The following is a 26,605-nucleotide window of genomic DNA, read 5'->3' on the forward strand; positions in this document are numbered from 1 at the left end:
GGCTCAAAAAGAAAAGCCCGAAATTCTTAACATTTTATAAAGCGGAGGCTCCCTTGAAATTTTTTCACACGTCTGACTGGCACCTGGGGCGGATGCTGTATGGCAGAAGCCTTTTGGAGGACCAGCGCTATTTTTTGGAACAGGTTTTCCTGCCTGCTGTGGAGCGGGAACGGCCCGACTGCATCCTGCTGGCAGGCGATATCTATGACCGCCAAATCGCACCGCCGGAGGCGATCCGCCTATTTGACCGTACCCTCTCCCGTCTGACCGAGCTCAACTGTAAGGTGGCGGTAATCTCTGGAAACCACGATGGTTCAGACCGTATCGCTATCCTCAAAAATATTTTAAGAAAGAACGGCGTCTTCCTGGCCACCGAGCTGTCAGACGCCTTCTCCCCCATTTTTTTGGAGGCTGGAGAAGAAAAAGCGCAGCTCTTCCTTTTACCCTATTTAGATTCCTCCGCCGTGCGGGATTATTTCCAGGACGATACTCTCCGGGGAGAAGGCGCCTGTATGGCCAGGGTGCTGTCCGAATTGGAACCTCTGTTTCTGCCGGACTGCCTCCACATCCTTATGACCCACTGCTTTGCAGCCGGTTCCGCCCCTTCCGACTCCGAAAGCACCATGTTCGTAGGCGGTTCCGGTGAAGTGCCGCCCGAACTCTTTTCCTCCTTTGACTATGCCGCGCTGGGACACCTTCACGGCCCCCAGCGTGCAGGGAAAACCGGGCGCTATTCCGGTTCTCCCCTGAAGTATTCTGTGGATGAGGAAAGCCAAAAAAAGTCGTTTCTGATGTTGGAGTCAGATCAGGGGGCACTGAAGCAGACCGAGCTCCCCATTGTTCCCCTCCGCGACGTCCGGCGCATCACAGGCCTATTTCAAGATCTGCTTTCCGCGGGACAGGATCATACCTGTGAAGATTACGTGGAATTGGAACTGACCGACAAAGCTCCTATCCTGCTGGCAGCCGAACGCCTGCGTCCCTACTACCCCAATCTGCTCTCTGTGACCAACCGCTGGGCAGCGGATTCAGCAGTAGGGGAACGGGCTCAAAAGCTGCAGAACCAGACCGAAGATGTAATTTTCCGCTCTTTTCTCAAGGATGTGTGCAACATTGAGGCAGCTGGTCCGGATTTGGAACTGTTCTCGGAAATTCTCAGGGAGGTGGACAAACCATGAGACCTCTAAGGCTGTCATTAGAGGCTTTCGGCCCCTATCTCAAAAAGGCTGAACTGGATTTCACCCTTTTTGGGGAGAACGCCCTGTTTCTCATTACCGGTCCCACGGGCGGCGGGAAAACCACTCTGCTGGATGCCATGTGCTTTGCACTCTACTGCCGCGCCACAGGGGGGCGCAGAGATTTTGCCGGCATGCGCTGCGCCAGCGCCCCGGAGGACGTTCCCACCTCCGTAGAATTCGATTTTTCCCTGCAGGGAAAAATTTACCGGTTCCGCCGCAGCCGGTTCCTGCATGTCAACCGGAACACAAAACAGCTGGAGCCGCGGGAAACCCACGAATGCTTCATAGATGAAAACGGGGAGATGCGCCTGCTGGAAAGCGGCAGCGAAAGCGCTGTGAGACGCCGTGCAGAGGAACTTCTGCACTTGAACTGTACGCAGTTCTCCCAGGTCGTAGTACTTCCTCAGGGCGATTTTCTCCGACTGCTGCGGGCCAGTTCCAAAGAAAAAGCCGAGATGTTGGAAACTCTTTTCTCCGCTGGACTCTGGCGCAACGTCATGGAGAGCTTTTCCGCCCGCACCAGAACATTGGACGCAGAATGCCGCAAGCTCACTGCCATGCGCGCCTCCCTGCTGGAAAAGGAAAACGCTGAATCCGGGGCCATACTGGAAAAAGCTGTGGCCGAACTGGAAGAGAAGGAAACAAACCTCCGCAGAGATGCCGACAGTCTGGCAAAGAAGCTGCAGGACCAGGAGGCAGCCCTCCGTCTTACAGAGGAATACTATCGCCTGAAAGACGAGCTGGTTCGGACCTCGCAGCTGGAAGCCTCGGCACAAAGGCATTTGGATGAGCTGAACCGAACCAAAGCGCAGACCGCGCAGAAACGAGAGGAAGCCGCCAGGCTCCGCAGCTCAGCAGTGCAGGCAGCTCAAGAGATTTCCCGGCTTCAGCAGCAGCAAAAGCAGCTCTCCCATGCCGCGGACCTGCGCGGACGGGCTCAGGAAACGCTCCGGCAGAAAAACCAGGAGGAAGCCTCTCTGACTGTGCTCAAACAAAATGCGGTCGAATTGGGGCAGCGCATCCTCACAGGCGAAGCCTTTGCTGAGCAGGCGCAGACCTCTGCCACACAGATCCCCAAGCTGCTGGAGGAGCGGCAGGCTCTGGAAAGGGCCCTTGCTCTATACGAGGAATTGGAAAATTTGAAACATGCGGAAAGGAAGGCGCAAGGTGAGCTGAAGAGAACGGAAGAATCCCAGAAAGCCAGCACCCTTCTCGCAGAAACCCTGACGCAGCGCCTGTCCGCACAGGAGGCTGTTCTGCGGGGGAATTCCACACTGCAGCTTGCCTGCAGCCTGGAAGAAGGAAGCCCTTGTCCCGTCTGCGGTTCTACCGAGCATCCTTCTCCCGCGCAGGGAAAGGAACAGCTTCTGGATGTTCAGGAGCTGGAGCTTTTGCGCAGAGAAGAAAAAAAAGGCAGGGAGCGGGCTCTTCAGGACACAGCGCAGTGCGCGGCTTCTTCGCAGCTGTTCCGGCAGGCCATGGAGAAACGGGCCGCACAGGAAACGCTTTGCCTCCAGACCGGCTTTTCTCCGGAACAGGCCAAAGAATGCTTTCATCTGCTCACAGCCCGTCTCCAACAGGAACGTTCCACAGCAGACAAACTACCGGCAGCCAGAGCCAAGCTCGCCGCGCTCACCGCCCAGCGAGATCAATTGGGAAAAGAAGAGTACGAGGCCGTCCGGAGAGTGTCGGCTTTGACAGCAAAGGCCCTAGAACTGGACCGAAACGCCCAGGAGGCGGAGCAGGCCTGCTCCGGCTTAAAGCAAGCGGAGCTTGAAAATGCCATTGCTCGAAAAAAGCAGGAATATGAAGCAGCCGAATCCCGTTCAAACCTGCTCCTGACGGAATGTGAGCAAGCCGTCTCCGCCCTCAGTGCGGCGGAAAGCGCCTGCAGCGCTGCCCGGAATGCAAAAGACAAGGCGCAATCAGCCTTTGACGTTTTGCAGCCTTCCTGGGAGATTCCCCCTGAATTATCTGTACTGCGCCGGGAAACCGAAGAGAAAAGGAAACTTTCCCTGCAGCTTTCCCAGGAATTGGGCCAGACCATAAGTTTGCTCTCCTCTCTGCGCGGCTCACTGGCCTCTGTACGGGAACTGGAGGAAAAGCTGAATTCCGCTGAACAGCAATTCAGCCATACCGCCCGACTCTCTCATTCTCTCTCCGGCGCAAACCCCTTAAAAACGCCGATTTTGCAATATGTGCTCAGTATCATGCTGGATGAAGTTCTGGGGAGTGCAAACCGGTTTTTCGGCACGCTGAGCCGCGGCCGCTACGCCCTCCGGCGCATGGAGGGTCCAAAGGGCGGAAATGCCTTGGGAGGCCTTGACATCGAAGTGCTGGACGGCGCTTCCATGCTGCCGCGCTCCATCGAGACCCTTTCTGGAGGCGAACAGTTTCTCGCCTCTCTCTCCCTGGCCTTTGGTCTTTCCGACGTGGTGCAGAGCCGCTCCGGCGCAGTCCATCTGGATTCCATCTTCATCGACGAAGGCTTCGGCACGCTGGACGGGGAAACTCTGGATACTGCAATGAAAGCTTTGGCCATGATTCGCAGCAGCGGCAGGCTTATTGGCATCATCTCTCATGTCTCAGAGCTGCGGGGGCGCATCGCCTCACGCATTGAAGTCACCGGCGACGGGGCCGGATTTGCCCAGGCTGCAATCAAAATGTAACTACGACAAATAATCCGTCCTGTTGTCAGCTGCAAAGCCCTGGGGTATAATTAGATTCAGGTAAGCGCCGAATCAATCCGCTGTCCGGCCTGCAAAGTGGGTTTTAAGGCAGTTCCGGAAAAATCCGACAAATCCCGCCGTATTCAGTACACTAAAAGGTTTTCCAACATTCTTTGATGCAGAAATAACAAAAGCCGCCCACAGGGATAGCCTATTGCGGCAAGGAGGAGAAATATGATGAAAGTTACCTTTATTCAGCACAGCTCGTTTTTGGCGGAACTGGATCACTGCTGCCTGCTGTTCGATTATTACGAGGGGAGCGTTCCAAAAACGCCTCTGGAAAAACCGCTCTACATCTTTGCTAGTCACAGCCACGGGGATCACTTCTCCTCCGCTGTATTCTCTCTGGCAGAGCCGGGCCGAAAGGTTTTTTATCTGCTTTCCGACGATATTCCCGAACGCCTTGTACCGGAAGAGCTCCTGGAAAACACGGTTTTCGTTGCCCCCCATTCCACTTACACCATAGGAGATTTACAAGTGGCCACGCTGGAATCCACCGACTTAGGCGTAGCATTCCTGATTGAATGTGAAGGCAGACTGCTTTACCACGCTGGGGATCTCAACTGCTGGGTCTGGGACGGTGCGCCCCGGTATCAGAACGATATGATGGAAGCTCAATACAAAAAGGAACTGGAACTGCTTTCCGGCAAAAAGATCGACGTAGCCTTCGTCCCTCTGGATCCTCGCCAAGAAACGGATTTCGATCTGGGCATGCGCTATTTTTTAGAGGCTGCCGGGGCAAGTTACGTTTTTCCCATGCATATGTGGGGGGATTATACTGTGGTTCCGCTGTTCAAATCCACCCCCACCTACCGGGAATACACCAAGCAGATTCAAAATATATCCGCTCCCGGACAAACTTTTGAACTGGATCTTTCTGAAGAAAAACAGGACTAACCCCTCTGAGAAACTCCAAGAAGATGCTGGACATAACGTTCCAATTCCACCACAATAATTCAAATTTTCTGAGAGAGGCTGTAACAGCAGTCCCTCCGCAATCACATCCTGTGCTGGCAGATGAATCAAAACAGCAGGCATATCAAAAAGGCATGATGGAAATTATCAGGATTTCCATCATGCCTTTTCCTATTTTCTCAGCTTTCCAGTTTCTTTTTGCTCTTCTCCAAATTTCCTCGCGCCAGATCGTCCAGCGTTGTTAAATCCACATAATTTTTTATTTGCTCATAAAAGCCTTCCCAAAACCGAACCGTGCTGCAGACCTCGTACCTGGGACATCGGTTTGGCTCATCCTCCAGGCAAGCCACTGGAGCCAAGCTCCCCTCGACGGCCCGTAAAATTTCTCCAACCGTATATTCTTCCGGTCTCCTTGCAAGGCGGTATCCTCCCTGTGGGCCGCGGATGCTGCGCACAAAACCCGCCCTGCTCAAGGCGCTCACAATCTGCTCCAGATATTTCACAGAAATACCCTGCCTGACAGATACATCCTTCAGGGCGATGAATTCTGTCGGGTCCTGCAACGCCAAATCCGCCATGAAACGCAGCGCATACCTTCCCTTTGCTGAAATTTTCATACCGCTTCTCCTCCGCATTTTATCTATTCCTATTTTACAATAGGAATAGTAGGAAATCAAGCTGCAAAACGTTTAACACTGCTTTGAAATATACTCTTTTTCCAACATGGAGAACAGCAGGATGTCCCCGAATTTTCCATCCCTGCAGAGGGCCTCCCGCCGGCAGCCCTCCAACTGGAAGCCTGCCGCCTCAAATAAATGCTGCTGAACAGGAGAACAAAGGGGGATTTCTGTTTCCACACGATGCAGGCAAATACGTTCAAACAGAAAATACAAAGCCAGCTGCAGCGCCTCCACAGCGGGCTGGTCCTCCCAATCCATTGAAAAGAGCCGCAATTTCAGCCTGCAGCTGCCCGCATTCCAATCAATTGCATAGAGGGATACTTCCCCCAAAATCCCATATTCCCCATTAACGGACACCAGAAAGTCATACCGGTCCCGTCCTAAAACTGCAATGGCTATGGCGTTCCCGATTTCCGCCTGGGTTGGAGTCTCTTCCCATTCCCCGCTTTGACAAACTGCTCTATAGTATTGTTCTTCATCTTCTTGCCGAAGCAGGCGAAGCAGTACCTGCTTTCCCAAAAGCGGCGGCAAGGTGGCTTTGAGTAGTTTAATCCCCATTTTTTCCTCCCGCAAGACAAAGAATTACCCGACTATTTTAAAAGCATTATACCAATAATCCATAAATTACGCAAGTGCGTATACGCGCTTGCGTCTTATCAACTAGAATTTTTTTGGTGATCACATTATGGATGTCAAGGATGTAATAGCAAAACGTTTTCAGCAGCTGTGCAGAGAGCGGGACATCCGGCCGAATGAACTGGCCACACTTTCCGGGGTTACACCTTCCACGGTATACAGCATGCTGAATCCGGTCCGCAGAAACATTTCTGTGGTAACGGTTAAAAAGCTTTGTGATGGGTTGGGAATTACGCTGGGGGATTTTTTTAACACGCCTGAATTTGATGCTCTTGATCAGGAAATCAAATAAGTTCATCAGCACGATGATCAGTATTCCCCGATATCCTTTCACATCTCCAGGAAAGACGAAAAAAGGAAAAACAAAACTCCCATTCTTAGACAGAATCGGGAGTTTTGTCTTTTTTGTATTTCTGTCAGCGGGAACTTCTCATATGCCGGGGCAACACTTTCTTTTTGACATGTAACAGGCGGGCCAGCTGTTCCCCCCTGGGGAGCATCGCCACATCATCATAGGTGACGGCTTTAAATAAAACGATGCTTACAGCATACACCGCCACTGCCAGAACAATTGCCGGAATCACAGCGAGCTTTGGGCTGACAAAAAGGCAAAGTCCGCAATAGGCGCCATAAGAGGCGGCGCCCATCACAGCGGAAGACAGCAGAATGGGCAGGGACATCCTCACAAAACCGTCCATATCCGGCAAGCTGCGCCGCATAGCAATCAAATTGAGCACCATAATTAGAAGATAGGAAACCACTGTGCTGATGGCAGAACCCATGGCATTGATTTCCGGAATGCCGATCAGCACATAGGAAAGTACGATCTTCACCACGCCCCCTATGGCCATATTCACAACAGGAGTCGTCGCCCTTCCAAAAGATTGAAGGATGGCATTGGTAGTGAACAACGTACTGTTGAAAGCGATGGCAATGCTGAGCATAGCAAGCAGCGGTGCAGTTCCTGCCGCCGCATCCGGCTTATTGAAAAGCAGCAGCTGACAAATAGGATCGGCAAAAACCGCCATGCCCACAGAGGCTGGAATGGCAATGAGGAGAGTCACCCGCATAGAGATGGAAGAAATATGGTCTACAGAACGTTTGTCATTGGACGCGATAGCCCCGGAAAGCACTGGCAGCAAACTGGTAGAGATGGGAATGACAAACGCTCCGGGCAAGTCGAAAAACTTCCTGGCATTGCCTAGAAGACCGCGCAGATCATCTACATGTTCCTGGGTAAAATGAAGGCCCTGCTGCAGACGGTCGCTGAGCACCGCCATGTCCACAATATCCAATGCGCTTAGGAAACAAGAACCGATGGTGATGGGAATGGCAAACCAAATCAAGCTTTTGAGCATGCTTTTGCGGGAGACCCCACTGGAACCAACGTCCGGCAAGTCCTTATCCCGCCTTTTCTGGCGCAGTTTATAGAGGACGAGATAAATCGTTCCCAAGCCGGCGCTGATGGAAACACCCACAACTGCGCCCACAGCGGCCCAGTCGTCTGAATCATACTGCTGCAGGATATAGACCGCCAGCCCTACGCCAATAACCACTTTTGTGACAGCCTCTATAGTCTGGGATACCGCGGTGGGTACCATATTGGAACGGCCTTGAAAATATCCCCGCAGGGCAGACATTACAGATATAAAAAACATGGTGGGCGCCAACGCCATAATGGCTAGATCAGCTCCCGGATAGCCCATCATCGAAGCGAACTGCTTGGAACCGAAAAACATGGCCAGACACCCGACCAGGCCGACACCAAAAAAGAGCCAGAACGCCACGCCAAAAACCTGATCCGCCTCCTTACGGCGGCCCTGGGCATAAGCGGTACCTACCATACGGGATACAGCAATAGGCAGTCCTGCTGTAGAAAGCATAAGGAAAAAGCCAAAAATGTCGTATGCTGCGTAAAAGTAGGACATGCTCTTTGGGTCGATCAGGTTCGCCAGCGGAATAGAGAACAGCAATCCCAATACTTTTACAAGCAAAGTGGAGGCGGATAGGATCACCGCCCCCTTCATAAAGCTTTGTTTCTTTTCCTGCGCCATAATCGTCTCCCGCATCTCTCTGGAACAAAATCTCCAGGTTATGGAGATTTTATTATAATACAAACAATCCGTTCCGTCAATTTTTGGGATTAGTTTTTGCCGGACACACCGCAAATAACCGGAATATTTATAAAAGCCTGTTCTCGAAGCAAGCGCTGAATCCATCCGGCGCGATTTGTTTCGGGGTTACTTAGCCGTAACCATACCGTTTTCTCCCCTTCAGCAGGCAGATAACGGACAGCGCCACACACAGGGCTTCCGCGATGGGGACGGCCAGCCACACGCCGTCCGCTCCCGCAAACACCGGTAAAGCCAGCAGTACGGGAAGAATAAAACCGAAGGTGCGCAAAAAGGAGATAAGCGCCGATACCTTCCCGTTGGAAAGTGCGGTAAACAGGGACGAGGCGTAAATATTCAGCCCACAGAACAAATAGCTCAGCGAGAAAAGGTAGAAGCCGTGCAGCGCGATGGGATAAACTGAGGTATCCCTCCCCGCAAAAATACCGACCAGGCCCGGCGCGAACAACAGCGCAGCGCCCAGTGTCATCACAGAGCAGCCCAGGATAACTATCAGGCAGATACGGACCACCCGTTTGAGCTGCACCCTGTTCTGCGCTCCGTAATTGTAACTGACGACAGGAGCCACACCCCCGGAAAAACCGAGAAAAATCGCCGTGAGCAGAAATTGCCCGTACAGCACAATGTTAATTGCCGCCACTCCGTCCGCTCCATAGGAACGGATCATGATGAGATTGAAAAGGATGGAAATCACGGAAGAAGCGATATTGGTGACCATCTCCGAGGATCCGTTGGCACAGCTCCTCAACAAAGTTCCCCAGTTACGCACGGGACGGACAAAATACAGATTTCCTTTCTTGCGGAAGAAGAAATTAAGCCCGATTACCGCCGGTACACAGTACCCCGCTACAGTGGCAAGCGCAGCACCCGCCACCCCCATTCCCAGTGGGACAATAAAAAGATAGTCCAGCACTGCATTCAGCAGCCCGGCGCCCACCGTGGCCCAGAGTCCCAAATGAGGCCGGCCAGCCGTGACAAAATAGCTTTGAAACATAATCTGCAGCATATAGGCGGGGAATCCTGCTGCCAAAATGGTAAAATAGACGCGGCAATCTGCCATCAGGGTATCGTTCGCCCCCAGTATGCGAATCAACGGATCACGGAACAGCAGACCCAATACGGCAAGAACCACAGAGAGGACAACGCCGAACAACATCAGCAATGAAAAATCCTGCCTTGCTTCTTTCTCTTTCTTTTCCCCGAGCTTCCGGGCTATTACAGCGCTGCCGCCCGTCCCCAGCATAATCCCCACACCCAATACAGCGAAGGTCACCGGAATGATGATGTTGATCGAAGAAAAAGCGTTGGTACCCACAAATTGTGACACAAAAATGCCGTCAACCATGGAATAGAGCGACATCATCAGCATCATGGCAATAGTGGGAAGTGAAAAGCGCAGCAAGGAGCCAAAATGAAACTCCCGGGAGATTTTATTATCCATACCCATAAGCCTCCTTTCTCAGGTGGAGAGCGGGGAAGCAAAAAGCCGATCCCCTGCTCTACCCTATCTTCTGGCAATCGCGTGATATTTATGATAAACTATTGGGTAACACTATAGTCAAGCATAATTTTTTAGAAACCGGAGGGATCTCCTTGAAAGAAGAACATGCCGGTCTTTTTACCACCGGGCAGTTTGCAAAGCTCTGTGGAACCACAAAGGAAACCCTGTTTTATTATGATGAACTTGGAATTTTAAAACCTGTAAAAGTGGCGGAAAACGGCTACCGGTATTATTCTGCTTCCCAGTTCTTCGATCTGGATCTTATCACCGTCCTGCAGGAGGCTGGCAGTTCTCTCAGCAAAATCAAAAGCTATCTGGAGCATCCTGAACCCTCTGCCTTTCTCTGCCTCCTGAGGGAAAACGAACAGATGCTTCTAGAAGAGATAAAGAAACTTCAGAAGATGCGCCGCACCCTGAAAAATGCCATTGACGCCGTTGGGACAGCCCTCTCCACAGAATGTGGGGTTCCTTGGCTGGAGGAATGCCCTGAAGAATGGTATATTGCCACACCTGCGCAGGGGGATGTGCTGGTCCTGCGGGATATAGTCCGCAGCATCCAGGACCATATCAGTTATTGTGACAGCCATGGGTTGGGAGAGGAGCTCTCTGTAGGTTCTATCGTCATAAAGGATTCCCTCCTGCAGGGGGATTTCAGAGAGAGCTATTACTCCACGCGCCTGCCCACCTCTCCCAAGCCCAGCCGGCTGCATTCCTCCCGCCTCTACCAAAAACCCGCAGGGCTCTATGCCTGTATTCTGCATAAGGGCGGATATTCGGGCCTCCTCCAAACCTATCCCCTGCTTCTGGAGTTTATCCGCCGTCAGGGGCTTCAGATCTGCGGCGATTCTTTTGAAACAGAGCTTTTGGGCTATCTTTCTACCGACAAGGAAGAGGACTTTGTACTGAAACTGGCCATTGGCGCAGGCCCGGCCTAGAAAACATTGGGGGCTGTGCCGCAAACAGCTGCCAGAGTGACGAACAGAAAAAGCTCTTGAAACAGATAACAGGCCTGTTTCAAGAGCTTTTTCTGTTTTGTACCGGTTTCTCCCCTTTGCATCTGCCGGCTTAAAACTCTACCGTGCTTTGCCCCCCGGTTCTTCTGCCGTCTTTCCAATCTCTGCAAAATATGCCTTAAAGGCAGAGGGCAGTGTATACTCCCGGTTCAAAGTTTCTGCCCTGACCCAGGCAAAGCCCTCTGCCTCCCGGGCAGTTTCCGCCGCCCAGGCTGTCATGTGCCATTCCACATGGGTAAAAACATGTTTGGATTCCTGACGCGGCTCAAGCCCCGCCTTCAGCAAGACGCCCCATTGCTCCAGAAGACCGGCTGCCTCCGACTCCGTAAGGAGGCCTTCCACAGAGGGCAATTCCCAAAGGCCGGCCAGCAACCCTTTTTCCGGCCGCCTCCTCAGTGCCAATTTCTCTCCGCAGGTCAAAAGAAACACTGTACGCTGCTCCAGCTTCCGGGGCTTCTTTTTGGCCTTTACAGGCAGTGTTTCCTCAACGCCCAGGGTATGGGCGCGGCAAAGACTGCTCAGCGGGCATTCCCCACACTTTGGCGCACCGTTTGGCAGGCAGACCATCGCCCCCAATTCCATCAGAGACTGGTTGAAATCTCCCGCTCGTTTCGGAATGATTTTCCGAATTTCTTCTTCAGTCCGCTTTTTCACCTTGGGATCCAGAATGTTCTCCCGGCGGCAAAGAAGACGGGAAATCACACGAAGCACATTCCCATCCACAGCCGGCGCCGGAATTTGAAAGGCAATGGAAGCGATTGCTCCCGCAGTATACTCCCCAATGCCAGGAAGGGAACGCAGTTCCTCATAGGAAGCTGGAATGGCGCCGGAATATCGTTCCATCACAATCTGAGCCGCTTTTTGCATATTGCGCACCCGGTTATAATATCCCAAGCCCTCCCACAGCTTCAAAATCTGCTCCTCCGGTGCGGCTGCCAAATCGGCCACTGTAGGCAGCTCATTTAGGAAACGTTCATAATAGGGCTTTACAGCCTCTACCCGGGTCTGCTGCAGCATAATCTCCGACACCCATACCCAATAAGGCTCCGGATTTTCCCGCCATGGCAAAACTCTGGCTCCGGCGTCATACCAGGAAAGCAGCAGAGCGGGGATTTCTCCCAATAGCTCTTCATCCTTTTTTTTCTCCATTACTACCAAATAAATCCTGTCCCTTCATTCCCTATTTTTCATGCAGTAGGTCGTCCGCCGTGGTATGAAAAAATTTTGCAAAAATTTTCAGTTCAATATCCGTCACAGCCCTGGAGCCGTTTTCTATCTTCTTTATAGTATACTTGTCACAGTCAAGTCCTTCAAGCTGAAGCATTTCTGCCAGCTTCTCCTGAGATACTCTTCCGGGTAGCGCCTTACGGTACACAGCGATCTTAATGCCGCTGAAATTGCGCCTTCCATCCTCCGTCCTATTTTTACTCACGTTATTCCTGCCTTCTCAGCGTGTCAACCTCTTCTCCAGAAGTTTTCAGAACTTTCCTATGGCAATAGGGACACCGCTGTTTTTTAGGCAAATTTAAGATTGCCTTTTGAGTAATTGTAAGATATAATAGAAACCGCAAAGGGGCTATTTTAGCCTCAATTACTAAATTCCCACGGAAGAAGGAGAGTTATGCCTGACCAGGACAAAAATTTTTACAGACTTCTCGCTGTTCTGGAGGAACAGGAGGAAAACCTCTGGTACGCCATAGAAAAAAACCATGAGGCTCAGCGTGCAGTAAAAGAAATCTATCTTTTAAAAAACCAGAAAAATCACAAAAAATCAGAACTGATGAAGAAGACTTTCGGGGAAAAAAACGCCCCTTGACAGGAAGCAAGCTCAGCAGCAGCCCCTTGCTGTACCGCTTTCAATTCACAAAAAATGCCGTCTGCAGAAAATTGCTGCAGACGGCATTTTTATTCTTGTTAGAAAAAGCTTATTGGGCTGCGGTGAATTCACGGGAGTAAATTTCATTACCCTCGCTGTCCAGATAACGGACAACCACAACAGGAGACTCCACATCCACCGCCAGCTTCACAGAAGCAGCAACACCTTCAAATACCGAGGTCTGGTCCTCCATGCCGCTCTCCAGCATTTCGGCTAAGCCCTCTATATCTGTGGTGTCCGTTTCATAGGTATACGTATAAACCAATTTATCACCCTCGCCGGTAATCTTGATGTTCATACCGGAATCTTTCAGCGAAGATGTGATAGAGTCTATCTGCTCCTGCATGATATCAGAGTTTACAAATTCCTCAATTGTAGCAAATTTTCCGGGTAACGCACCGGCGGAAGCCTCAGAAGAATCAGATTCAACAGCAGAGGAACTGGCTGCTGCAGAACTCGCAGAGGAATTGGTCGCTGCAGAACTCACAGAGGAGCTGGCCGCTGCAGAACTCGCAGAAGAATTGTTGTCTCCGGAGCAGGCTGTCATAGAAAGCGCCAACACGGATGCCAAACCAAGAGACAGGATACGCAGGACAATTTTTTTCATAGATCATGTTCTCCTTTTCAAACTTTCGTACTTTTAGACGTGAAAAGTGTATTCCATTTCATCTTATTTGTCAATAATAGGCTGTTATTACAAGCATAGAAAAAACCTAAACAAATCAAACAAACTCTGTCAATTTTATCATTCCAAAAATAAAACAGATATTTCTTCAGTAGCCATAATTGAAAGAAAATTTGCACTTTTTTCCCAGTGCGGTATATAATCTTAGAAAAAGCCCAGCTGTTTTTCCGGTACAATAACCGCAAAAACCCATGGTGTGCGTACGGCGGGTGGAAAACTGCAGGGATTGGGAGCACGGCCTGCCCGCCGCAGGTGTGGTATCATAGCAGCAGAAGCCAGCGGCGTGTGGGGCTGGCCGGAAAACTGCAGAGGTTGAGGAACGCGGCCTTCCCACCTCAGGTGTGGTATAATAAAAATATTTAAAGCAATACCTTTTCACAAATAATAGGCAAGCCGCCAAAGGAGGAACTCAAATTTGAAAAAAACCATTCGGGATGTCGCGGCAGCCGCAGGTGTTTCACCATCCACCGTTTCAAGATTTTTAAACAAAAACGGATATGTCAGCGCACCGGCCTACGAACGCATCCTACAGGCAATCAAGGATCTGGACTATGCACCGAGCGCCATTGCCGTAAGCCTATCAAGAAATCAAACCAAAATTCTCGGCGTCGTGATTCCCGACATTTGCGGCACTTTCTTCAACGAAGTGGTGTATGCGGTGGAAAAAGCAGCAGAAGCTTATGGATACCGCGTACTCCTTTGTAATTCAGACAACAATGTGGAAAAAGAGCGCAGCGCAATAGAAGAGCTGCTTTCCTATAAAGTGGGCGGCCTGGTGATTGTACCGGTAAACTTTCTTACCGACAACAATTTAAAACTGATCAACGACGTCTGGCGGGGCGGCACTCCCGTCGTCTGTGTTGACCGGGAACTGCCCGGTTTTGAAGGAGACGGGGTATACATTGACAACGAGCCCGGCCTTCATGAAATAATTGATCAGCTGGTACAGCAGGGCCACAGCAGATTCGCCGTAATCCACGAAGGGATTTCACTGCCCATTGAACAATTCCGCATTCATTCCATAGATACCGCCCTGCAAAATAATGGACTTGTTCTGCGAAAAGATTTTATTGTGGACATCCACCAGGAGACCGTCTCCTATGCCGTTCCCATTCACAGAGTCCTACAGGACCCGGAACCGCCCACCGCTGTTCTTGCGCTTTCCAGCACAGCCACAGTTTCCGCCGTATGCGCCATCTATTCCTGCGGCAGAAAAATTCCCGACGATGTGCTTCTCGTGGGATTTGATGATTTTCACACGCTGGACGCATTTGGCTACTCTGTAGAATTTTCACCAAAGCCGCTGGAACTGGGAACCGTGGCCGCCCGCACCCTGCTTCGTAGGCTGGAGCATCCCGGTGAAGCCAACGCCGCCCAGCGGATTGTACTTCGCACCTGTATGCAGATAAAAAAATAGCGCCAAAAATCGCCGGGTATTCTTGTTGCTGAGATGCTCCGGCGATTTCCCTTTTCCGGGCGCCTATTCCAGAAAAGGGAAAAGTTCCTTTGAACCAAAATATGGTATCGGTTTCATGTTTTCACATTACGTCTTCATATATCTCATGTACTTTTTTGAAATAATATATACTTTTTTGCTATTTTATTCTTTCAATTCGATTTCATTTAAATTATATTGACAATATTATTCTAAGGTGATAGTATGGTATCGGTTCCATAAATGGAATTTTATTTTATATGAGGAGTGAAATGAAATGAAAAGAAACCGTACCCTAGCCGGAGCGCTTGCCTTAATTCTGATTTGCAGCGCTTTTCTGTTTTCCGGCTGCAGCAGCAAACCATCGGGTTCTGCCTCTTCTCCGAAAGAGACAAGCTCGGAGGGAAAGAGCACGGAGAAGAAGGTTACCCTGGAGTACTACTCTTGGGGGGACGAAGATGCCTACATGCCCGAAATCGTAGACGCCTTCAATTCCCAAAGCACATCCACGCAAGTAAATCTAACCATCGTTCCCACCTCGGGCGGCACCGAATACGAAGACAAGATCGTGGCCCTTCTGGCCAGCGGAGCCGACATGGACTTATTCGGCGCCAGCACGGTAAAGCTTTTCATCAAATACCGGGACGCGGGCAATCTCAGCGACATGACGGATGCCATTCAGAAAGCCGGTATCGATCTGAACCAATATGGGGATGACTTTCAAAGTACGCTGAAGGACGGAAAATGTTATGCCCTTCCCTACCGCTTTACCGCACAGGCACTTTTTTACAACAAGAAGATCTTCGATGCTGAAGGGATCTCCTACCCGGAACAACTGACTTGGGAGGAATATGCCAAGCTGGCAAAACAGCTTACCAAGACCCGGGATGACGGCACTGTGCAGTGGGGCGGATTCCTTCCCACATGGCTCGGCGAGCCGATCATGGCAGTTCAGATGGGCTCCAGCGTATTGGATGAGGATACCGGGCCGCTGAAGCAATGGCTGGGATTTTTAGGACAGATCTATAACGAAGACAAGTCCCATATGAGCTTTGAAGAGATGAACAGTACGTCTACCGATTGGCTGAAAATTTTCCTGAACGGCGATGTAGCCCTGCTCCCCAACGGCGAATGGACCATTGGCAACGCCCAGAAAGAACTTAAGGACAATCCTGATCTTGCAGGAAAGTGTGAAATCGGCGTCACCTACATGCCTCTTCCCGATTCCGTAAAGGACCCGGTCACCGTGGGCGGGCACAACACCTTTATTATGATCAACAGCCGCAGTGAAAAGTTTGACAATGCCTTTGAATTCGTCCAGTACCTCACAGGGCCGGAGGGAGCCGAATATCTGGTCAAAGGCGGCATGCTTCCTTCCTATTCGGACGATTCCATCACAAAACTCTATCAGGAAACAGCCAAGCTGGACAGCACAGACGCCTTTTTCCAAACAAAAACCCGCTACGAAAGCGAACCAGTTGCGATTTTTTCGGAAATCGATACCATCTGGCGCGAAGAGAAGGAACTTTATCTGATTGGAGAAAAAACGCTGGACGAGGCTATCTCGAGTTTTGCCGAACGTAGGGAACCCATACTCAATCCGTAAAACAGCGGGGAGCGGCCGCGCTTTCGGCCGCTCCTACATTGTAATAGACAGGGGGTTTTTTTGTGATCTCCAGATCCATAAGGAAAAACAGGCGGTACACGCTGCGGGAAAATCTGACCGGATGGGTTTTCCTGCTTCCCGCACTGGCTGGTTTTCTCTTTTTCTTTCTCCTTCCCATCATCGCCGGCGTCATGTTCAGCTTTTCGGATTACACCGGATTCAACCTGGACAGCCTCCAGTTCGTAGGACTTTCCAATTACCAGAAGATGTTCTCCGACGATTACTTTCTTCAAGCACTGCGCAACAATGTCGTTTATGCATTGTTGTTCACACCGCTCACCCTGATTCTTGCTCTGTTTTTTGCTTCCACACTGAACCGTGTGGTTTTTGGAAGAAAGTTTTTTCGAATTTGTTTTTTTCTTCCCTATATTTCATCAATGGTATCTATCGCCGTTGTCTGGAAACTGATCTTCAACCCCACCGGAGGTCCCTTGAATCTCCTGTTGGCGGGCATTGGGATTGCGGAACCTCCAAAATGGTTGATGTCCTCAAACTGGGCGCTTTACGCGGTCATCATCATTTCCGTCTGGAAGAGCTTCGGTTATTACATGCTGATCCTGCTGGCGGGCATGCAGACAATTCCCAGTTATCTCTATGAAGCGGCAGAAATCGACGGGGCATCCTCCTTTCAGCGATACCGGAAGATCACCCTTCCGCTGCTCTCCCCCACCATTTTCCTCTGCATCGTGATGCTTCTCATCAATTCTTTCCAGGTCTTTGACCTGGTAAGTGTTCTTACAAAAGGCGGTCCTGGCTACGCCACGCAGGTCTTGGTGTTCCGGATATACACAGAGGCCTTTACTTATTCCAGGATGGGATATGCTTCAGCGATCGCCTATTTTCTGTTTCTTATCGTGCTTGTGATCACGATTATCCAGTTTATCGGCCAGAAATACTGGGTTCACTATGAGTGATTCCATTTTTCCCCGAATCGGAGGTGTCTCCCTTTGACAGTAAAACGCAAGTTCAGACTGCGCAATCTTCCTTTTACCATTTTGCTGTTGCTTCTTGTTTTCTTTACTATCTTTCCTTTTCTCTGGATGATCTCAACCTCGCTGAAATACGATGCGCAGGTATTCACCAACCCCATCCAATGGATTCCCAATCCCGTCAACTGGAATAACTACCTGCGAGTATGGCAGGATATCCCCTTCCTGACCTATTACAAAAACACAGCCATTGTGTCGGTTTGTGGAACAGCCTTGCAGGTACTCTGCTGTTCCCTGGCTGCCTATGCCTTTGCAAAGCTGCGTTTCTTTGGGAAAAACGCGCTTTTCCTGGTCTTTTTGGCAACCATGATGGTGCCCTGGCATACCATCATGATTCCGCAGTATATTTTGATGGGCCAATTCCATATGACAGATAGGCTTGTCACCCTCATTCTCATGCAGGCGTTCAGTGCCTTCGGTATTTTTTTGATGCGGCAGTTTTTTATGGGCCTGCCCAATGAACTGCGGGAAGCGGGAAAAATCGACGGAGCAGGGGAATTCCGGATTTTCTGGCAGATCATGCTGCCCCAGGCCACACCCGGTATTGCCACTTTGACCATTTTTACCTTTATCGGACAATGGAACGATTACATTTCCCCGCTGATTTATCTCAACAGCCCAGAACTCTATACACTGCAGCTGGGATTAAAAATGTTTGCAGGGCAATACACCATGCAGTACGCCCTGACCATGGCGGGAACCGTATGCGCCATGGTGCCGATTTTTCTGGTCTATCTCATCTTCGAGAAGCAAATCACCCAGGGGATTGCCTTTACAGGCATGAAGGGTTAAATTTTTGAACTTTTCAACAACAAAGCCGGAAGCCTGCAGCAGGCTTCCGGCTTTGCTCTGCCCTTCGATATTCTTTTAGAGGCAGATCAGTCTTCCTAAGTCATCCTGTACTTTTCTCTTCCTTTCCGGAAAAGCCCGGTCAATTCAGCAGGAACCGTAAAAACTCCCCATTAAACCGTTCCAATTCATCATAAAAAACACCATGGCCGCTCTTTTCGAAGGGGATCAGTTCTGAGCAGGGAATATGCTGATGCTGATATTCTCCCAGCGCGTAAGGGACCACCTCGTCTTGTTTTCCATGAAAAATTGCCGTAGGCACATGGACGCTTTCAAGGTCCTTTCTTCCGTCTTCATTCCGGAGGGAACAGGCAGTTCTGATCGTTGCATTCTGCGAAGCTTCTTCTGAGATTCCCTGAAACCAGTTCAGAACCGCTTCACTGTGAGGGGTATAGAGCAGCTGTCTGCTGAATTTTTCACTGAACCGGGCCCTATCCGTCTCTATTTCCTCAATAAGCTGATCCACTTGGGACGGCTCCATCCCAAGTGGAAAATCCGGAGAACAAGTAAACCTTGGGGCTGCGGCTGCAAGAAGGGCCAATTTCCGTACACCGTATCCACGATGGCGCCGCATATACCGCAAGACAATTGCTCCGCCCATGGAAAAACCCACAAGAACAAAACGGCACAGTCCCAACGATTTTACCACAGCATATACGGCGTCGGACAGGCAATCATAGCTATATCCACAGGCAGGCGCGTCCGATCTGCCAAAACCGGGCAGATCCATCGTCACCACCCGGAAACCGTGTTCCAACAGCAGACGCTCCTGATATTCATACATTTTTGCCGAAAGCGGCCAGCCGTGCACCATCAGCACTTCACGTTTTCCGCAGGGATTGGGGTCGTAAACCGCAATTTTCACCCCGTCTATTCCTCGAATAAGCTGCATGGGCATTCACTCCTTCCTACCATACTTTAGTGGCGTTGTGGAGAGGGATACCGCAGCAAAAATAACCATACCTGCGGCGGGCAAACCGCGCCTCCTGGCCTCTGCAGCTTTTCATCCGCCCTCCACGCGCCGCTGGCTTCAGCGGCTATTGTCCCATAGTCGTTATGGGATCACAACGCGAATCTAAATTTCTATTTTTTGATGGGTGCCCTTTTATTGCCGGTCTTCCTCCCATTCTATGTACTCATCGTTCAAATTGATCCCCGGCGAAAAAACTCTTTCGTTAATCCGCCTTTTGGGGTAGAATAAAGGCGGTGGAAATGTTCTGATACTTCCGCCGGAAAGGCGCTGGGATGCCGATGAAAAAAATTTTGCTGCTCTCCACAGGAGGCACCATTGCCTCACGCAAAACAGAACAGGGACTTGCCCCTAAACTGACGCCCGAGGAGCTTCTGGCCTTTTTGCCGCAGCCCGGCAGCTTCTGCCAGATAGACACCATGCAGCTTCTGAATCTGGACAGCACCAACATCTGCCCCGAGCATTGGCTGATCCTCTCTCAGACCATTGAAGAACAATACAGCAGCTATGATGGCTTCGTCATCTGTCACGGAACAGATACCCTGGCCTATACGGCTTCGGCTCTCTCTTATCTGATACAGCATACCCGGAAGCCTATCGTGCTCACAGGCGCCCAGCGGCCCATAGACGCGGAAAGTACCGACGCCAGAACCAATCTCATGGACAGCCTGCGTTACGCCTGTTCCGGGGAAAGCGGAGTCTGCATTGTGTTCGGCGGCCATGTCATTGCAGGTACCCGGGCCAGAAAGATGCGCACGAAAAGCTACAATGCCTTTACAAGTTTGAATTTTCCCGAGTTGGCTTCCGTCCGGGACGGACGGGTAATCCGCTATATTCCTTGGGGAGAGGCCGAAGAACCAAGGTTCTGCCACCAGCTCAACACCCGGGTTTGCCTGCTCAAGCTGACGCCGGGTATGCCGGCGAAGTCGCTTTCCTCCGTGGGGGAGTTGTGCGATGGGCTGATTATCGAAAGTTACGGCGTCGGCGGTATACCTGATGCCTATCTCTATGAGCTGGAAAAATTGATCAAAGCCGGAAAAACCATCGTTATGGCCACACAGGTTCCCCAGGAAGGCAGCGATTTGTCGGTTTATCAGGTGGGGTACAAAATCAAAACACAGTATCAGCTGCTGGAAAGCTACGATATGACGCTAGAATCCACCGTCACCAAATTGATGTGGGTTCTGGGACAGACAAATGAGCCGCAGGAGATCCGCGAGCTGTTCTACTCTACCATTAATTTTGACATCCTTTTTTAGAGCTGTCTTTTTCCAAAATTTATGAAAGAAAAACGCACTCCGGGAAACGGCTGAAAAAGCCGCCTCCACCGGAGTGCGTTTTATTGGATCAACGGAATACAACGGCTTCTCCTCAGAGGTTTACCTGACGGATTTCCATGGAGCCGGACATGGTATTCAGCGTATATTCCGCATCGCCGGATGCGAATATCGCTTTTCCCTTCCGGCCTCCCACGTCTCCCCTAACGGGAAAATCTGTAGTAAAATTGCCCGACATACTGGAATATTTCGCGGTAAACCCTTGGTTTTCCGGCAGTCTCAGGGAAATCTTTCCGGAAGTGGTCTTCAACTCTGCCTCTTCCGGACACTGTGCCACCTGCAGTGCGATGCTGCCTGAGACAGATTTAATATGGAAGTTTTCTGCGTTTCCATAGGCATCGATGGAACCGGAAACCGTGGAAACTTTCACATCCTCTGCCGCTAAACCGGCCAGTTCCACCCGGCCGGAGGTACCCGTTACCGACAGATCCTCTGCAGAAATGTTCTGTGCCGTCACCCTACCGGAAACAGAGCCGAGCTTCAGGTCTTCCGCGAAGACATTCACCGCTGTCACTTTTCCCGAGGTGGAGGAAAGGGAAACATCCTCACCGGCAATATCGGAAACATAGATATCTCCCGATACATTGGAACAGCGTACATTTTCCAAATGGGCGGCCGCCTTCCTTGGCAATTCTACCACCAGATGCTTTCCACGGTTGACCACCATGCCGAACACATTCTTCTCCCTGCTCCAGCGGATCTGTAGTTTTTCCTCCGCAATCCGCATCCAAAGCCGCTGTCCCTCTTCCAATGGGTACTTGGAGTATTCCGTCACCCGTACGGTGCTTCCGTCATAGGGACGGAGTTCCACAGGCCCGCTGACCCAGGAGATATCAATCTCTTCCAGGTCCTCGACCCCGCCTTCGGCAGAATAATCTGTCTCTCCTGCCATAGGCGGCGGACAGCTTTCGCACACGTTTCCCTCCCGCTGAGGAGGCAGGGGAGGCAGAGACAGCGCGTGATTCCCGTGAGAGTCCGGACGGCCCGCGTCTAAATCCGTTCCCTTTTTCCCAACCATGGTGGTGATAATTTTATCTGCCACATCAGAAAGAGAATACGCAGCCTGCTCCATGGCGCCGGAAATTTTTTCACCCAAACCTGCCAGCTTTTGATCCACAACAGCAGTAATCGGCGCTGCCTGCGTTTCCGCCGGCGCATCTGTCTTTGGCCTTATCTCCTCCGCAGGCGGCTGCAATTTCGGTTCCTCAGACGCCGGAATCGTCTTCTCCTCTTCACCCAAGGCTTCCAAAATCCGCAACGCATCCTCCGATGTGATCTTCCCTTCTTGCAGCATTTCCAGCACTCTGCGCCGTTCCTCACTCATGTCATTTCCCACCTTTCAATTGATTCAAAGCTTCGATCGCCGTGTCTACGTCGATTTCTCCTCCGGAAAGCCTTTCCAGGATTTCCGCTTTTTCCTCTTCCTGTCTCACTGCCCGTAGCTCCGGCCTTTCATCCAGATTCAGAGCGGTAAGAGCAGCATCCAGCATGTTTTTAACCGTGGGATAGCTGACCCCCAAGGCTTTCTCTACCTCCTTGATAGAGCCTCTGCACCGAAGAAAGGTCTCCACAAACTGCAGATGCTTTTCCTCCAGCGTGCAAAAACGGCAGGGGGCGAACTGTCCATTTAACTCCGTCCCGCAATGCCCGCATCTCAGGCGAGTTACCTCCATGGTCTGTCCGCATACCGGACATTGTGCCGGCGCATGATAGTTTTGTTTCCGCACATGTTCCATTTTTTTCGCACCACTCTTTCCTATCTTTTGTCCGCATTATAAAGCTAATAATTAATATTGTCAATACATTTGCTTAATATTTTTAATTTATTAATTAATTTATTTTATTTTAATTCCAAAAAAGAAGCATTCTAGCGTAAAATCTGCTTGAATGCTTCTTTTTTTCTATTAAGAATTAAATTATTTTCCCGTAATACCCAACTTCAAAAACGGAACGAAATCCACAGGAATGGTACAAGTGCAGGGCCGGAGGATTATCGGAATCCACATCGAGCACCACAGGGAGTCCCAACCTCACTCCTTCACGCAACGCACAGTTTACAATCTCTCTGCCGTATCCACGGCAGCGGAACTGCTCCGCAACGGCAACACCGTATAAAAAGATTTGTCGTTCCTCCACATCCAAATCGAAGACGCCCACTGTCTTTCCTTCCCGGCAAAGCAGATACCCTCTGCGAGTGGGAGAATCTATCACCGCATCTACGATGCTGCCCCCTTCCTCCGAGAAGGCCTTCCTGCTTACAGTCAGATATTCCGCTTTCGTCTCCTGGGTCAGCGGAAGCACGTGAACTCCTTCGCGCAGAGGCGGAACTGGTCCCGGCCCATGCTCCATCCTGTATTCGGTCCGCAGCCACTGCGTTTCGGGAATACGTATCAGAACAGCAGTCCCGCTCCGGCTCTGGGGCTCTACCGCAAACACAGCCCTGCCGATCCCTGTCCGCCGCAGATCTTCCACAGCCTCTTGGCACAGGGCGGTAAAATACCCTCGCCGGCGGAATCCGGGATGAGTAAAAGCAACAATTTCTCCATCCTCTTTGGTGGGAAAGAAGACGCTCAGGAAGGAGACCAGCTTTTCTTCTCCGGATTTTTCTTCCGCTTTCACATAGCCCAGATAAAAACAAGGCGCAGTCCGGTCTACATTCAGTTCATTTGACAGGAAGACGGCATTCTGCAAACCGTCCTCCCGAAAGCAATCGTCCTGCAGCGCTGTAATTTCAGCTTTTTCTGCTTCTGTTAGACAATTCTTTTTAATACTCAGCAAACAAATTCCTTTCCCGTGCCCTGTCACAGTGTGACAGGATGGGCTTCCCGAGCCGATTCATAAATGCCCAGCATCAGGTCCACCGTATTCCGCACGCTTTCAATATCATTCTGATAGGGACGTTTTTCCTCCCATGCCCGGTAGAAATCCCGGATGCAGGTCTCATGGCTGCTGCCCCAATAGGCCTTTCCCTGGGCAGCGGGCGCCGAGAAGGAAATTTGTTCCTTTCTTCCATCCTTCCAGACGCAGCACACCTCTGTCTCTTCCATGCGGAACACGGCATTTTCACAGGTCAGCTCCAACAGCACCGGCGAGTCTGAGCAGTGGGCCGTGGTGGCGAAAAGCACGGCGCAGGCGCCGCCAAAGTCCACCCAGGCTTCCAGAGTATCCTCCACCTCGATGACGCCCTTAAGGTGATGGTTTGCCAGCGTGGCCTCCGCCGCCCGGGGCCTGCCCAGAAAACGAACCAGAAGGTCCAGCGTGTGAATTGACTGATTGATCAGAACGCCCCCGCCCTCTGTCTGAAGGGAACCCCTCCAGCCGCTTTCCGTGTAGTAAGGCGCATCCCGGCGCCAGGTGACAAAGGCTCTGGCGCCCAGAACTTTTCCGGGCTTTCCCGACGCAAGGAGTTCTTCCAAATATCGCACGCTGCGGTTATATCTGTTCTGGAAACAGATTCCCACTCTGGCTTTCCCCTCTCCCAGCGCAGAAAACTCCGCCCACTGCTCCCGGGAAATGACAGGGGGCTTCTCGGTAAACACCTGGATGCCCCGCCTGACCGCCTCCTTTGCCATGGGAGTGTGAAGAGAATGAGGCGTACAGATATGCAGCACATCGATTGCTTCCCCATCCAGCATTTCTTCCAAAGAGGAATAGGCCCTTCCCCCATACTGTTGTGCCATGGTTTCCGCACGTTCCGGCCGGATGTCGGCACAGGCCGCAAGCTCCGCGTAATCCCCATCCCGCAGGGCCTTGGCGTGTACCTGGGCAATTCCGCCGCAGCCTACAATAGCGCTTTTTCTCTTGTTCATTCCAAGGCCTCCTCAGCTCCCGGTATTGTCCGGAGAATTTCCCTCAGGGCATCCAGAGCCGTTTTCCAGGCAGTTTTTCCGTCCATGGCGGCATTGCGGGCCGCCGCGTTCTGCTCCAGCGCCTTCAACCCGCTGAAATCCACCAGGTGGGGTTCCAGGGAAAGGAACCCTCTCCAGCCGCTGCCGATAAGGTCAGAGAGGATTTCTCTCACCTTTCCATCACCTTTGCCTGCAGGGACCACCTTACCCAAAGCTTTCGAGACATCCTTGATATGGATATAAGCAAGATAAGGTTTGAGTAGCTCATAGGCTTCCAGCGTTTCCTGGCCCACCTCAACAAAATTGGCGAAGTCAAACACCGCCTGGAAATGCCGCCCATAAAACTGTTCCATTAAATCCCTACACCGGGACGCATTGTCGCCGTAAATCCCCTTTTCGTTTTCGTGGAGCATTACCGCTCCACGAGCCTCCGCAAGCTTCACCATCTGTTCCATCCGGCGGAACACCTCATCCCTGTATTGTTCCGGTGGTTCCCCTTTGGGAAGGTAGAAGCTGAACATTCTGAGATACGGTGCCTCCAGCTCTTCCATGATGGACAGGGTGCGTTCCAGTTTTGCAAGATGCGGGGCAAATTCTTCTTGAATGCCGATCTTTCCGATAGGAGACCCTACAGAGGAAACCTGGATGTCCCTCTGCCGGAGCTTCCGTTTCACCTCTTTTACCTTTTCCGTGGAAAAGTTCGACACATTTACACCGTCCGCAGCCCGCAGCTCTATATAGGAAAGCCCAAACTCCGCCACCGCATCCAGCTGCGCGTCAAAACTCTCTGCAATTTCGTCCGAAAATCCGGACAGGATCAATTTTTCCATACGATTGTTTCCCTCTCAAAAGTGAGTGCCGGAAAAGTCCGGAACACAGGGGCTTACAAAAAGATACAGGCCCCTGCGCGCCAGGCTTTCAGGCGCAATAAATACAACAGCTGCTCAGTAGGTGCCTTCCGTAGAAAAAGTGATGGAAGGCCCGGTTTTCTGACGGGAATTCGCCCGCCTGCGGTTGAGCTCTTCCAGATACAGCTCCTCATCAAACGGGATTTCCACAGGCTGCTTGAGCCAGGAAGAAAGGTGCATGGCGTTGGACAACGTGAGCCCGCGGATTCCCTCCCGGCCATCCGCCACCAGCGGCGCGCCGTGCAGAATGTTTCCGGCAAAGGCGTTCAGCACACCCACGTGCTGGGGATTCTCCCCATCCGTCTCCACCTCAATTTTTTCGCAAGAAGGCTTTTCAAAACCGTTTTTCGCAGTCCTGCAAAATTCCCTTTCCTCCATCCCCAGCTTCCAAAAGGTGAGCTTATCCTCTTCGCATACCAGCTTGCCCAAGGTTCCGGTGATTTCAAAGCGGTTGGTGCCGGGAGCGTCGCCCGTAGTGGTCACAAAAACGCCGGTGGCTCCATTTTCAAATTCCAGATAGGCGGTGACATCATCCTCCACCTCAATATCATGCCATTTCCCCTCATGGCAGAAGGCCTGCACAGTCTTAGGAAGCCCGCAGATCCATTGGAGCAGGTCCAGCTGATGGGGACATTGGTTCAGCAGCACGCCGCCTCCCTCGCCGTTCCAGGTAGCCCTCCAATCGCCTGAATCATAGTAGATCTGCGTGCGGTACCAATCGGTGATGATCCAGTTCACACGTTTCAGCTCCCCAAGCTCGCCGTTTTCCACCATTTCATGCATCTTCCGGTACAGGCAGTTAGTGCGCTGGTTGAACATCATGGCAAAGACCTTCCCGCTCCGGTCAGCCGCTGCGTTCATCTCCCGAACCTGTTTCGTATAGACGCCGGCCGGCTTTTCACAGAGCACATGCAGTCCCTTTGCAAAGGCTTCCTCCGCCAGCACCGGGTGCTGATAATGGGGCACGGCGATCAGTACGGCGTCGCAGGAGGCGGAATCGATCAGCGCCGAGCCTTCCTCATAAACCGCTACGCTCTCCGGCAGAACGGAGCTCAGCCATTCCCGGCGGTCTGCCCGCCGGTCCGCCACAGCGGCCAATTCTACCTCCGGCGTCTTTCCGGCTAAAATGTTCTGTACGTGGCCGCTGCCCATATTACCGGCCCCTATGATGCCAAGCCTTACCTTCTCCATTGAAAAT

The 26,605-nt window shown here is 51.4% G+C and carries 25 protein-coding genes and 1 pseudogene; 12 read left to right on the plus strand and 14 right to left on the minus strand.

Annotated elements, in window-relative coordinates:
- Positions 1-53: 53 nt before the first annotated feature.
- The 3 genes from BN3911_RS06595 to BN3911_RS06605 all read left to right on the plus strand — a co-directional run bounded on the left by BN3911_RS06595 (position 54) and on the right by BN3911_RS06605 (position 4,864).
- Positions 54-1,178, plus strand: coding sequence for an exonuclease SbcCD subunit D (locus tag BN3911_RS06595; protein ID WP_187127698.1), 1,125 nt, complete (start codon positions 54-56; stop codon positions 1,176-1,178).
- Positions 1,175-3,907, plus strand: coding sequence for an AAA family ATPase (locus BN3911_RS06600; RefSeq protein WP_066863052.1), 2,733 nt, complete (start codon positions 1,175-1,177; stop codon positions 3,905-3,907). Before BN3911_RS06595 ends, BN3911_RS06600 begins: the two co-directional genes overlap by 4 nt.
- A gap of 234 nt (positions 3,908-4,141) precedes the next feature.
- Positions 4,142-4,864, plus strand: coding sequence for an MBL fold metallo-hydrolase (locus tag BN3911_RS06605; protein WP_242871086.1), 723 nt, complete (start codon positions 4,142-4,144; stop codon positions 4,862-4,864).
- Positions 4,865-5,061: 197 nt separating this feature from the next.
- Here BN3911_RS06605 and BN3911_RS06610 read toward each other — a convergent pair whose 3' ends face one another.
- Both BN3911_RS06610 and BN3911_RS06615 read right to left on the minus strand, forming a co-directional pair.
- The gene (locus BN3911_RS06610) at positions 5,062-5,499 is read right to left on the minus strand and encodes an RrF2 family transcriptional regulator (RefSeq protein WP_066863058.1); all 438 of its coding nucleotides are present in this window, start codon (positions 5,497-5,499) and stop codon (positions 5,062-5,064) included.
- A 72-nt stretch (positions 5,500-5,571) separates the two neighbouring features.
- A complete protein-coding gene (locus tag BN3911_RS06615) occupies positions 5,572-6,120 on the minus strand; it encodes a GNAT family N-acetyltransferase (protein WP_066863060.1) in 549 nt (182 codons plus the stop codon).
- A gap of 127 nt (positions 6,121-6,247) precedes the next feature.
- Between BN3911_RS06615 and BN3911_RS06620 the strand changes: the two genes are divergently transcribed.
- Entirely contained in the window at positions 6,248-6,490 is a 243-nt protein-coding gene (locus BN3911_RS06620) for a helix-turn-helix domain-containing protein (RefSeq protein WP_066863063.1), read from the plus strand.
- A gap of 124 nt (positions 6,491-6,614) precedes the next feature.
- Here the strand turns inward: BN3911_RS06620 and BN3911_RS06625 are convergent, their stop codons facing one another.
- Together BN3911_RS06625 and BN3911_RS06630 are read right to left on the minus strand one after the other, a co-directional pair.
- Complete coding sequence (locus tag BN3911_RS06625) at positions 6,615-8,252, minus strand: putative polysaccharide biosynthesis protein (protein ID WP_066863066.1); 1,638 nt, start codon at positions 8,250-8,252, stop codon at positions 6,615-6,617.
- Positions 8,253-8,442: 190 nt separating this feature from the next.
- Positions 8,443-9,771 (minus strand): MATE family efflux transporter, encoded by a 1,329-nt coding sequence (locus BN3911_RS06630; RefSeq protein WP_066863069.1) that lies wholly within the window; start codon positions 9,769-9,771, stop codon positions 8,443-8,445.
- 152 nt (positions 9,772-9,923) lie between these two features.
- On the opposite strand from BN3911_RS06630, the gene BN3911_RS06635 reads away from it, so the two are divergent.
- Complete coding sequence (locus BN3911_RS06635) at positions 9,924-10,766, plus strand: MerR family transcriptional regulator (RefSeq protein WP_066863070.1); 843 nt, start codon at positions 9,924-9,926, stop codon at positions 10,764-10,766.
- Between the two features lie 138 nt (positions 10,767-10,904).
- On the opposite strand, the gene mutY is transcribed toward BN3911_RS06635, so the two are convergent.
- Together mutY and BN3911_RS06645 are read right to left on the minus strand one after the other, a co-directional pair.
- Entirely contained in the window at positions 10,905-11,993 is a 1,089-nt protein-coding gene (gene mutY / locus BN3911_RS06640; RefSeq protein ID WP_066864251.1) for an A/G-specific adenine glycosylase, read from the minus strand.
- A gap of 31 nt (positions 11,994-12,024) precedes the next feature.
- Positions 12,025-12,276, minus strand: a complete 252-nt coding sequence (locus BN3911_RS06645) for a helix-turn-helix domain-containing protein (RefSeq protein ID WP_066863073.1) — start codon at positions 12,274-12,276, stop codon at positions 12,025-12,027.
- Positions 12,277-12,465: 189 nt separating this feature from the next.
- Between BN3911_RS06645 and BN3911_RS06650 the strand changes: the two genes are divergently transcribed.
- Positions 12,466-12,660 carry a hypothetical protein gene (locus tag BN3911_RS06650; protein WP_066863077.1) on the plus strand — a complete coding sequence of 65 codons (195 nt, stop codon included), beginning with the start codon at positions 12,466-12,468 and terminating at the stop codon, positions 12,658-12,660.
- Between the two features lie 109 nt (positions 12,661-12,769).
- On the opposite strand, the gene BN3911_RS06655 is transcribed toward BN3911_RS06650, so the two are convergent.
- The gene (locus BN3911_RS06655; protein WP_066863081.1) at positions 12,770-13,327 is read right to left on the minus strand and encodes a DUF4854 domain-containing protein; all 558 of its coding nucleotides are present in this window, start codon (positions 13,325-13,327) and stop codon (positions 12,770-12,772) included.
- Between the two features lie 484 nt (positions 13,328-13,811).
- Here BN3911_RS06655 and BN3911_RS17685 point away from each other — a divergent pair.
- The 5 genes and pseudogenes from BN3911_RS17685 to BN3911_RS06680 all read left to right on the plus strand — a co-directional run.
- Positions 13,812-13,955 (plus strand): annotated as a pseudogene (locus BN3911_RS17685) (LacI family DNA-binding transcriptional regulator); the annotation flags it as partial.
- A 60-nt stretch (positions 13,956-14,015) separates the two neighbouring features.
- Positions 14,016-14,822, plus strand: a complete 807-nt coding sequence (locus BN3911_RS06660) for a substrate-binding domain-containing protein (RefSeq protein WP_256191869.1) — start codon at positions 14,016-14,018, stop codon at positions 14,820-14,822.
- A gap of 295 nt (positions 14,823-15,117) precedes the next feature.
- Positions 15,118-16,446, plus strand: a complete 1,329-nt coding sequence (locus tag BN3911_RS06670) for an ABC transporter substrate-binding protein (protein WP_066863087.1) — start codon at positions 15,118-15,120, stop codon at positions 16,444-16,446.
- A 62-nt stretch (positions 16,447-16,508) separates the two neighbouring features.
- Positions 16,509-17,420, plus strand: coding sequence for a carbohydrate ABC transporter permease (locus tag BN3911_RS06675; RefSeq protein WP_066863090.1), 912 nt, complete (start codon positions 16,509-16,511; stop codon positions 17,418-17,420).
- Between the two features lie 33 nt (positions 17,421-17,453).
- Positions 17,454-18,287, plus strand: a complete 834-nt coding sequence (locus BN3911_RS06680; RefSeq protein ID WP_066863093.1) for a carbohydrate ABC transporter permease — start codon at positions 17,454-17,456, stop codon at positions 18,285-18,287.
- Positions 18,288-18,426: 139 nt separating this feature from the next.
- Here BN3911_RS06680 and BN3911_RS06685 read toward each other — a convergent pair whose 3' ends face one another.
- Positions 18,427-19,236 (minus strand): alpha/beta fold hydrolase, encoded by an 810-nt coding sequence (locus BN3911_RS06685; protein WP_066863096.1) that lies wholly within the window; start codon positions 19,234-19,236, stop codon positions 18,427-18,429.
- Between the two features lie 359 nt (positions 19,237-19,595).
- On the opposite strand from BN3911_RS06685, the gene BN3911_RS06690 reads away from it, so the two are divergent.
- Positions 19,596-20,573 (plus strand): asparaginase, encoded by a 978-nt coding sequence (locus BN3911_RS06690; RefSeq protein ID WP_066863099.1) that lies wholly within the window; start codon positions 19,596-19,598, stop codon positions 20,571-20,573.
- A gap of 112 nt (positions 20,574-20,685) precedes the next feature.
- Here the strand turns inward: BN3911_RS06690 and BN3911_RS06695 are convergent, their stop codons facing one another.
- The 6 genes from BN3911_RS06695 to BN3911_RS06720 form a co-directional block, all read right to left on the minus strand.
- Entirely contained in the window at positions 20,686-21,975 is a 1,290-nt protein-coding gene (locus tag BN3911_RS06695) for a DUF4097 family beta strand repeat-containing protein (RefSeq protein ID WP_066863102.1), read from the minus strand.
- A 1-nt stretch (position 21,976) separates the two neighbouring features.
- Positions 21,977-22,387, minus strand: a complete 411-nt coding sequence (locus tag BN3911_RS06700; RefSeq protein WP_066863106.1) for a DUF2089 domain-containing protein — start codon at positions 22,385-22,387, stop codon at positions 21,977-21,979.
- A gap of 175 nt (positions 22,388-22,562) precedes the next feature.
- The gene (locus BN3911_RS06705; RefSeq protein ID WP_066863109.1) at positions 22,563-23,429 is read right to left on the minus strand and encodes a GNAT family N-acetyltransferase; all 867 of its coding nucleotides are present in this window, start codon (positions 23,427-23,429) and stop codon (positions 22,563-22,565) included.
- A gap of 23 nt (positions 23,430-23,452) precedes the next feature.
- Complete coding sequence (locus tag BN3911_RS06710) at positions 23,453-24,460, minus strand: Gfo/Idh/MocA family protein (RefSeq protein WP_066863113.1); 1,008 nt, start codon at positions 24,458-24,460, stop codon at positions 23,453-23,455.
- A complete protein-coding gene (locus BN3911_RS06715) occupies positions 24,457-25,329 on the minus strand; it encodes a sugar phosphate isomerase/epimerase family protein (protein ID WP_066863116.1) in 873 nt (290 codons plus the stop codon). Before BN3911_RS06715 ends, BN3911_RS06710 begins: the two co-directional genes overlap by 4 nt.
- Before the next feature lie 114 nt (positions 25,330-25,443).
- Positions 25,444-26,598, minus strand: coding sequence for a Gfo/Idh/MocA family protein (locus BN3911_RS06720; protein ID WP_066863119.1), 1,155 nt, complete (start codon positions 26,596-26,598; stop codon positions 25,444-25,446).
- Positions 26,599-26,605: the final 7 nt, after the last annotated feature.

This window comes from Neglectibacter timonensis (genome assembly GCF_900048895.1).
GTDB lineage: Bacteria > Bacillota > Clostridia > Oscillospirales > Acutalibacteraceae > Acutalibacter > Acutalibacter timonensis.

Coding starts and splice junctions, on each gene's coding strand:
- BN3911_RS06720 (WP_066863119.1), bottom strand. CDS start 26,598: ATGGAGAAGGTAAGGCTTGGCATCATAGGGGCCGGTAATATGGGCAGC.
- BN3911_RS06685 (WP_066863096.1), bottom strand. CDS start 19,236: ATGCAGCTTATTCGAGGAATAGACGGGGTGAAAATTGCGGTTTACGAC.
- BN3911_RS06700 (WP_066863106.1), bottom strand. CDS start 22,387: ATGGAACATGTGCGGAAACAAAACTATCATGCGCCGGCACAATGTCCG.
- mutY (WP_066864251.1), bottom strand. CDS start 11,993: ATGGAGAAAAAAAAGGATGAAGAGCTATTGGGAGAAATCCCCGCTCTG.
- BN3911_RS06710 (WP_066863113.1), bottom strand. CDS start 24,460: ATGAACAAGAGAAAAAGCGCTATTGTAGGCTGCGGCGGAATTGCCCAG.
- BN3911_RS06670 (WP_066863087.1), top strand. CDS start 15,118: ATGAAAAGAAACCGTACCCTAGCCGGAGCGCTTGCCTTAATTCTGATT.
- BN3911_RS06690 (WP_066863099.1), top strand. CDS start 19,596: ATGAAAAAAATTTTGCTGCTCTCCACAGGAGGCACCATTGCCTCACGC.
- BN3911_RS06695 (WP_066863102.1), bottom strand. CDS start 21,975: ATGAGTGAGGAACGGCGCAGAGTGCTGGAAATGCTGCAAGAAGGGAAG.
- BN3911_RS06715 (WP_066863116.1), bottom strand. CDS start 25,329: ATGGAAAAATTGATCCTGTCCGGATTTTCGGACGAAATTGCAGAGAGT.
- BN3911_RS06615 (WP_066863060.1), bottom strand. CDS start 6,120: ATGGGGATTAAACTACTCAAAGCCACCTTGCCGCCGCTTTTGGGAAAG.
- BN3911_RS06620 (WP_066863063.1), top strand. CDS start 6,248: ATGGATGTCAAGGATGTAATAGCAAAACGTTTTCAGCAGCTGTGCAGA.
- BN3911_RS06600 (WP_066863052.1), top strand. CDS start 1,175: ATGAGACCTCTAAGGCTGTCATTAGAGGCTTTCGGCCCCTATCTCAAA.
- BN3911_RS06625 (WP_066863066.1), bottom strand. CDS start 8,252: ATGGCGCAGGAAAAGAAACAAAGCTTTATGAAGGGGGCGGTGATCCTA.
- BN3911_RS06610 (WP_066863058.1), bottom strand. CDS start 5,499: ATGAAAATTTCAGCAAAGGGAAGGTATGCGCTGCGTTTCATGGCGGAT.
- BN3911_RS06630 (WP_066863069.1), bottom strand. CDS start 9,771: ATGGATAATAAAATCTCCCGGGAGTTTCATTTTGGCTCCTTGCTGCGC.
- BN3911_RS06655 (WP_066863081.1), bottom strand. CDS start 13,327: ATGAAAAAAATTGTCCTGCGTATCCTGTCTCTTGGTTTGGCATCCGTG.
- BN3911_RS06605 (WP_242871086.1), top strand. CDS start 4,142: ATGATGAAAGTTACCTTTATTCAGCACAGCTCGTTTTTGGCGGAACTG.
- BN3911_RS06650 (WP_066863077.1), top strand. CDS start 12,466: ATGCCTGACCAGGACAAAAATTTTTACAGACTTCTCGCTGTTCTGGAG.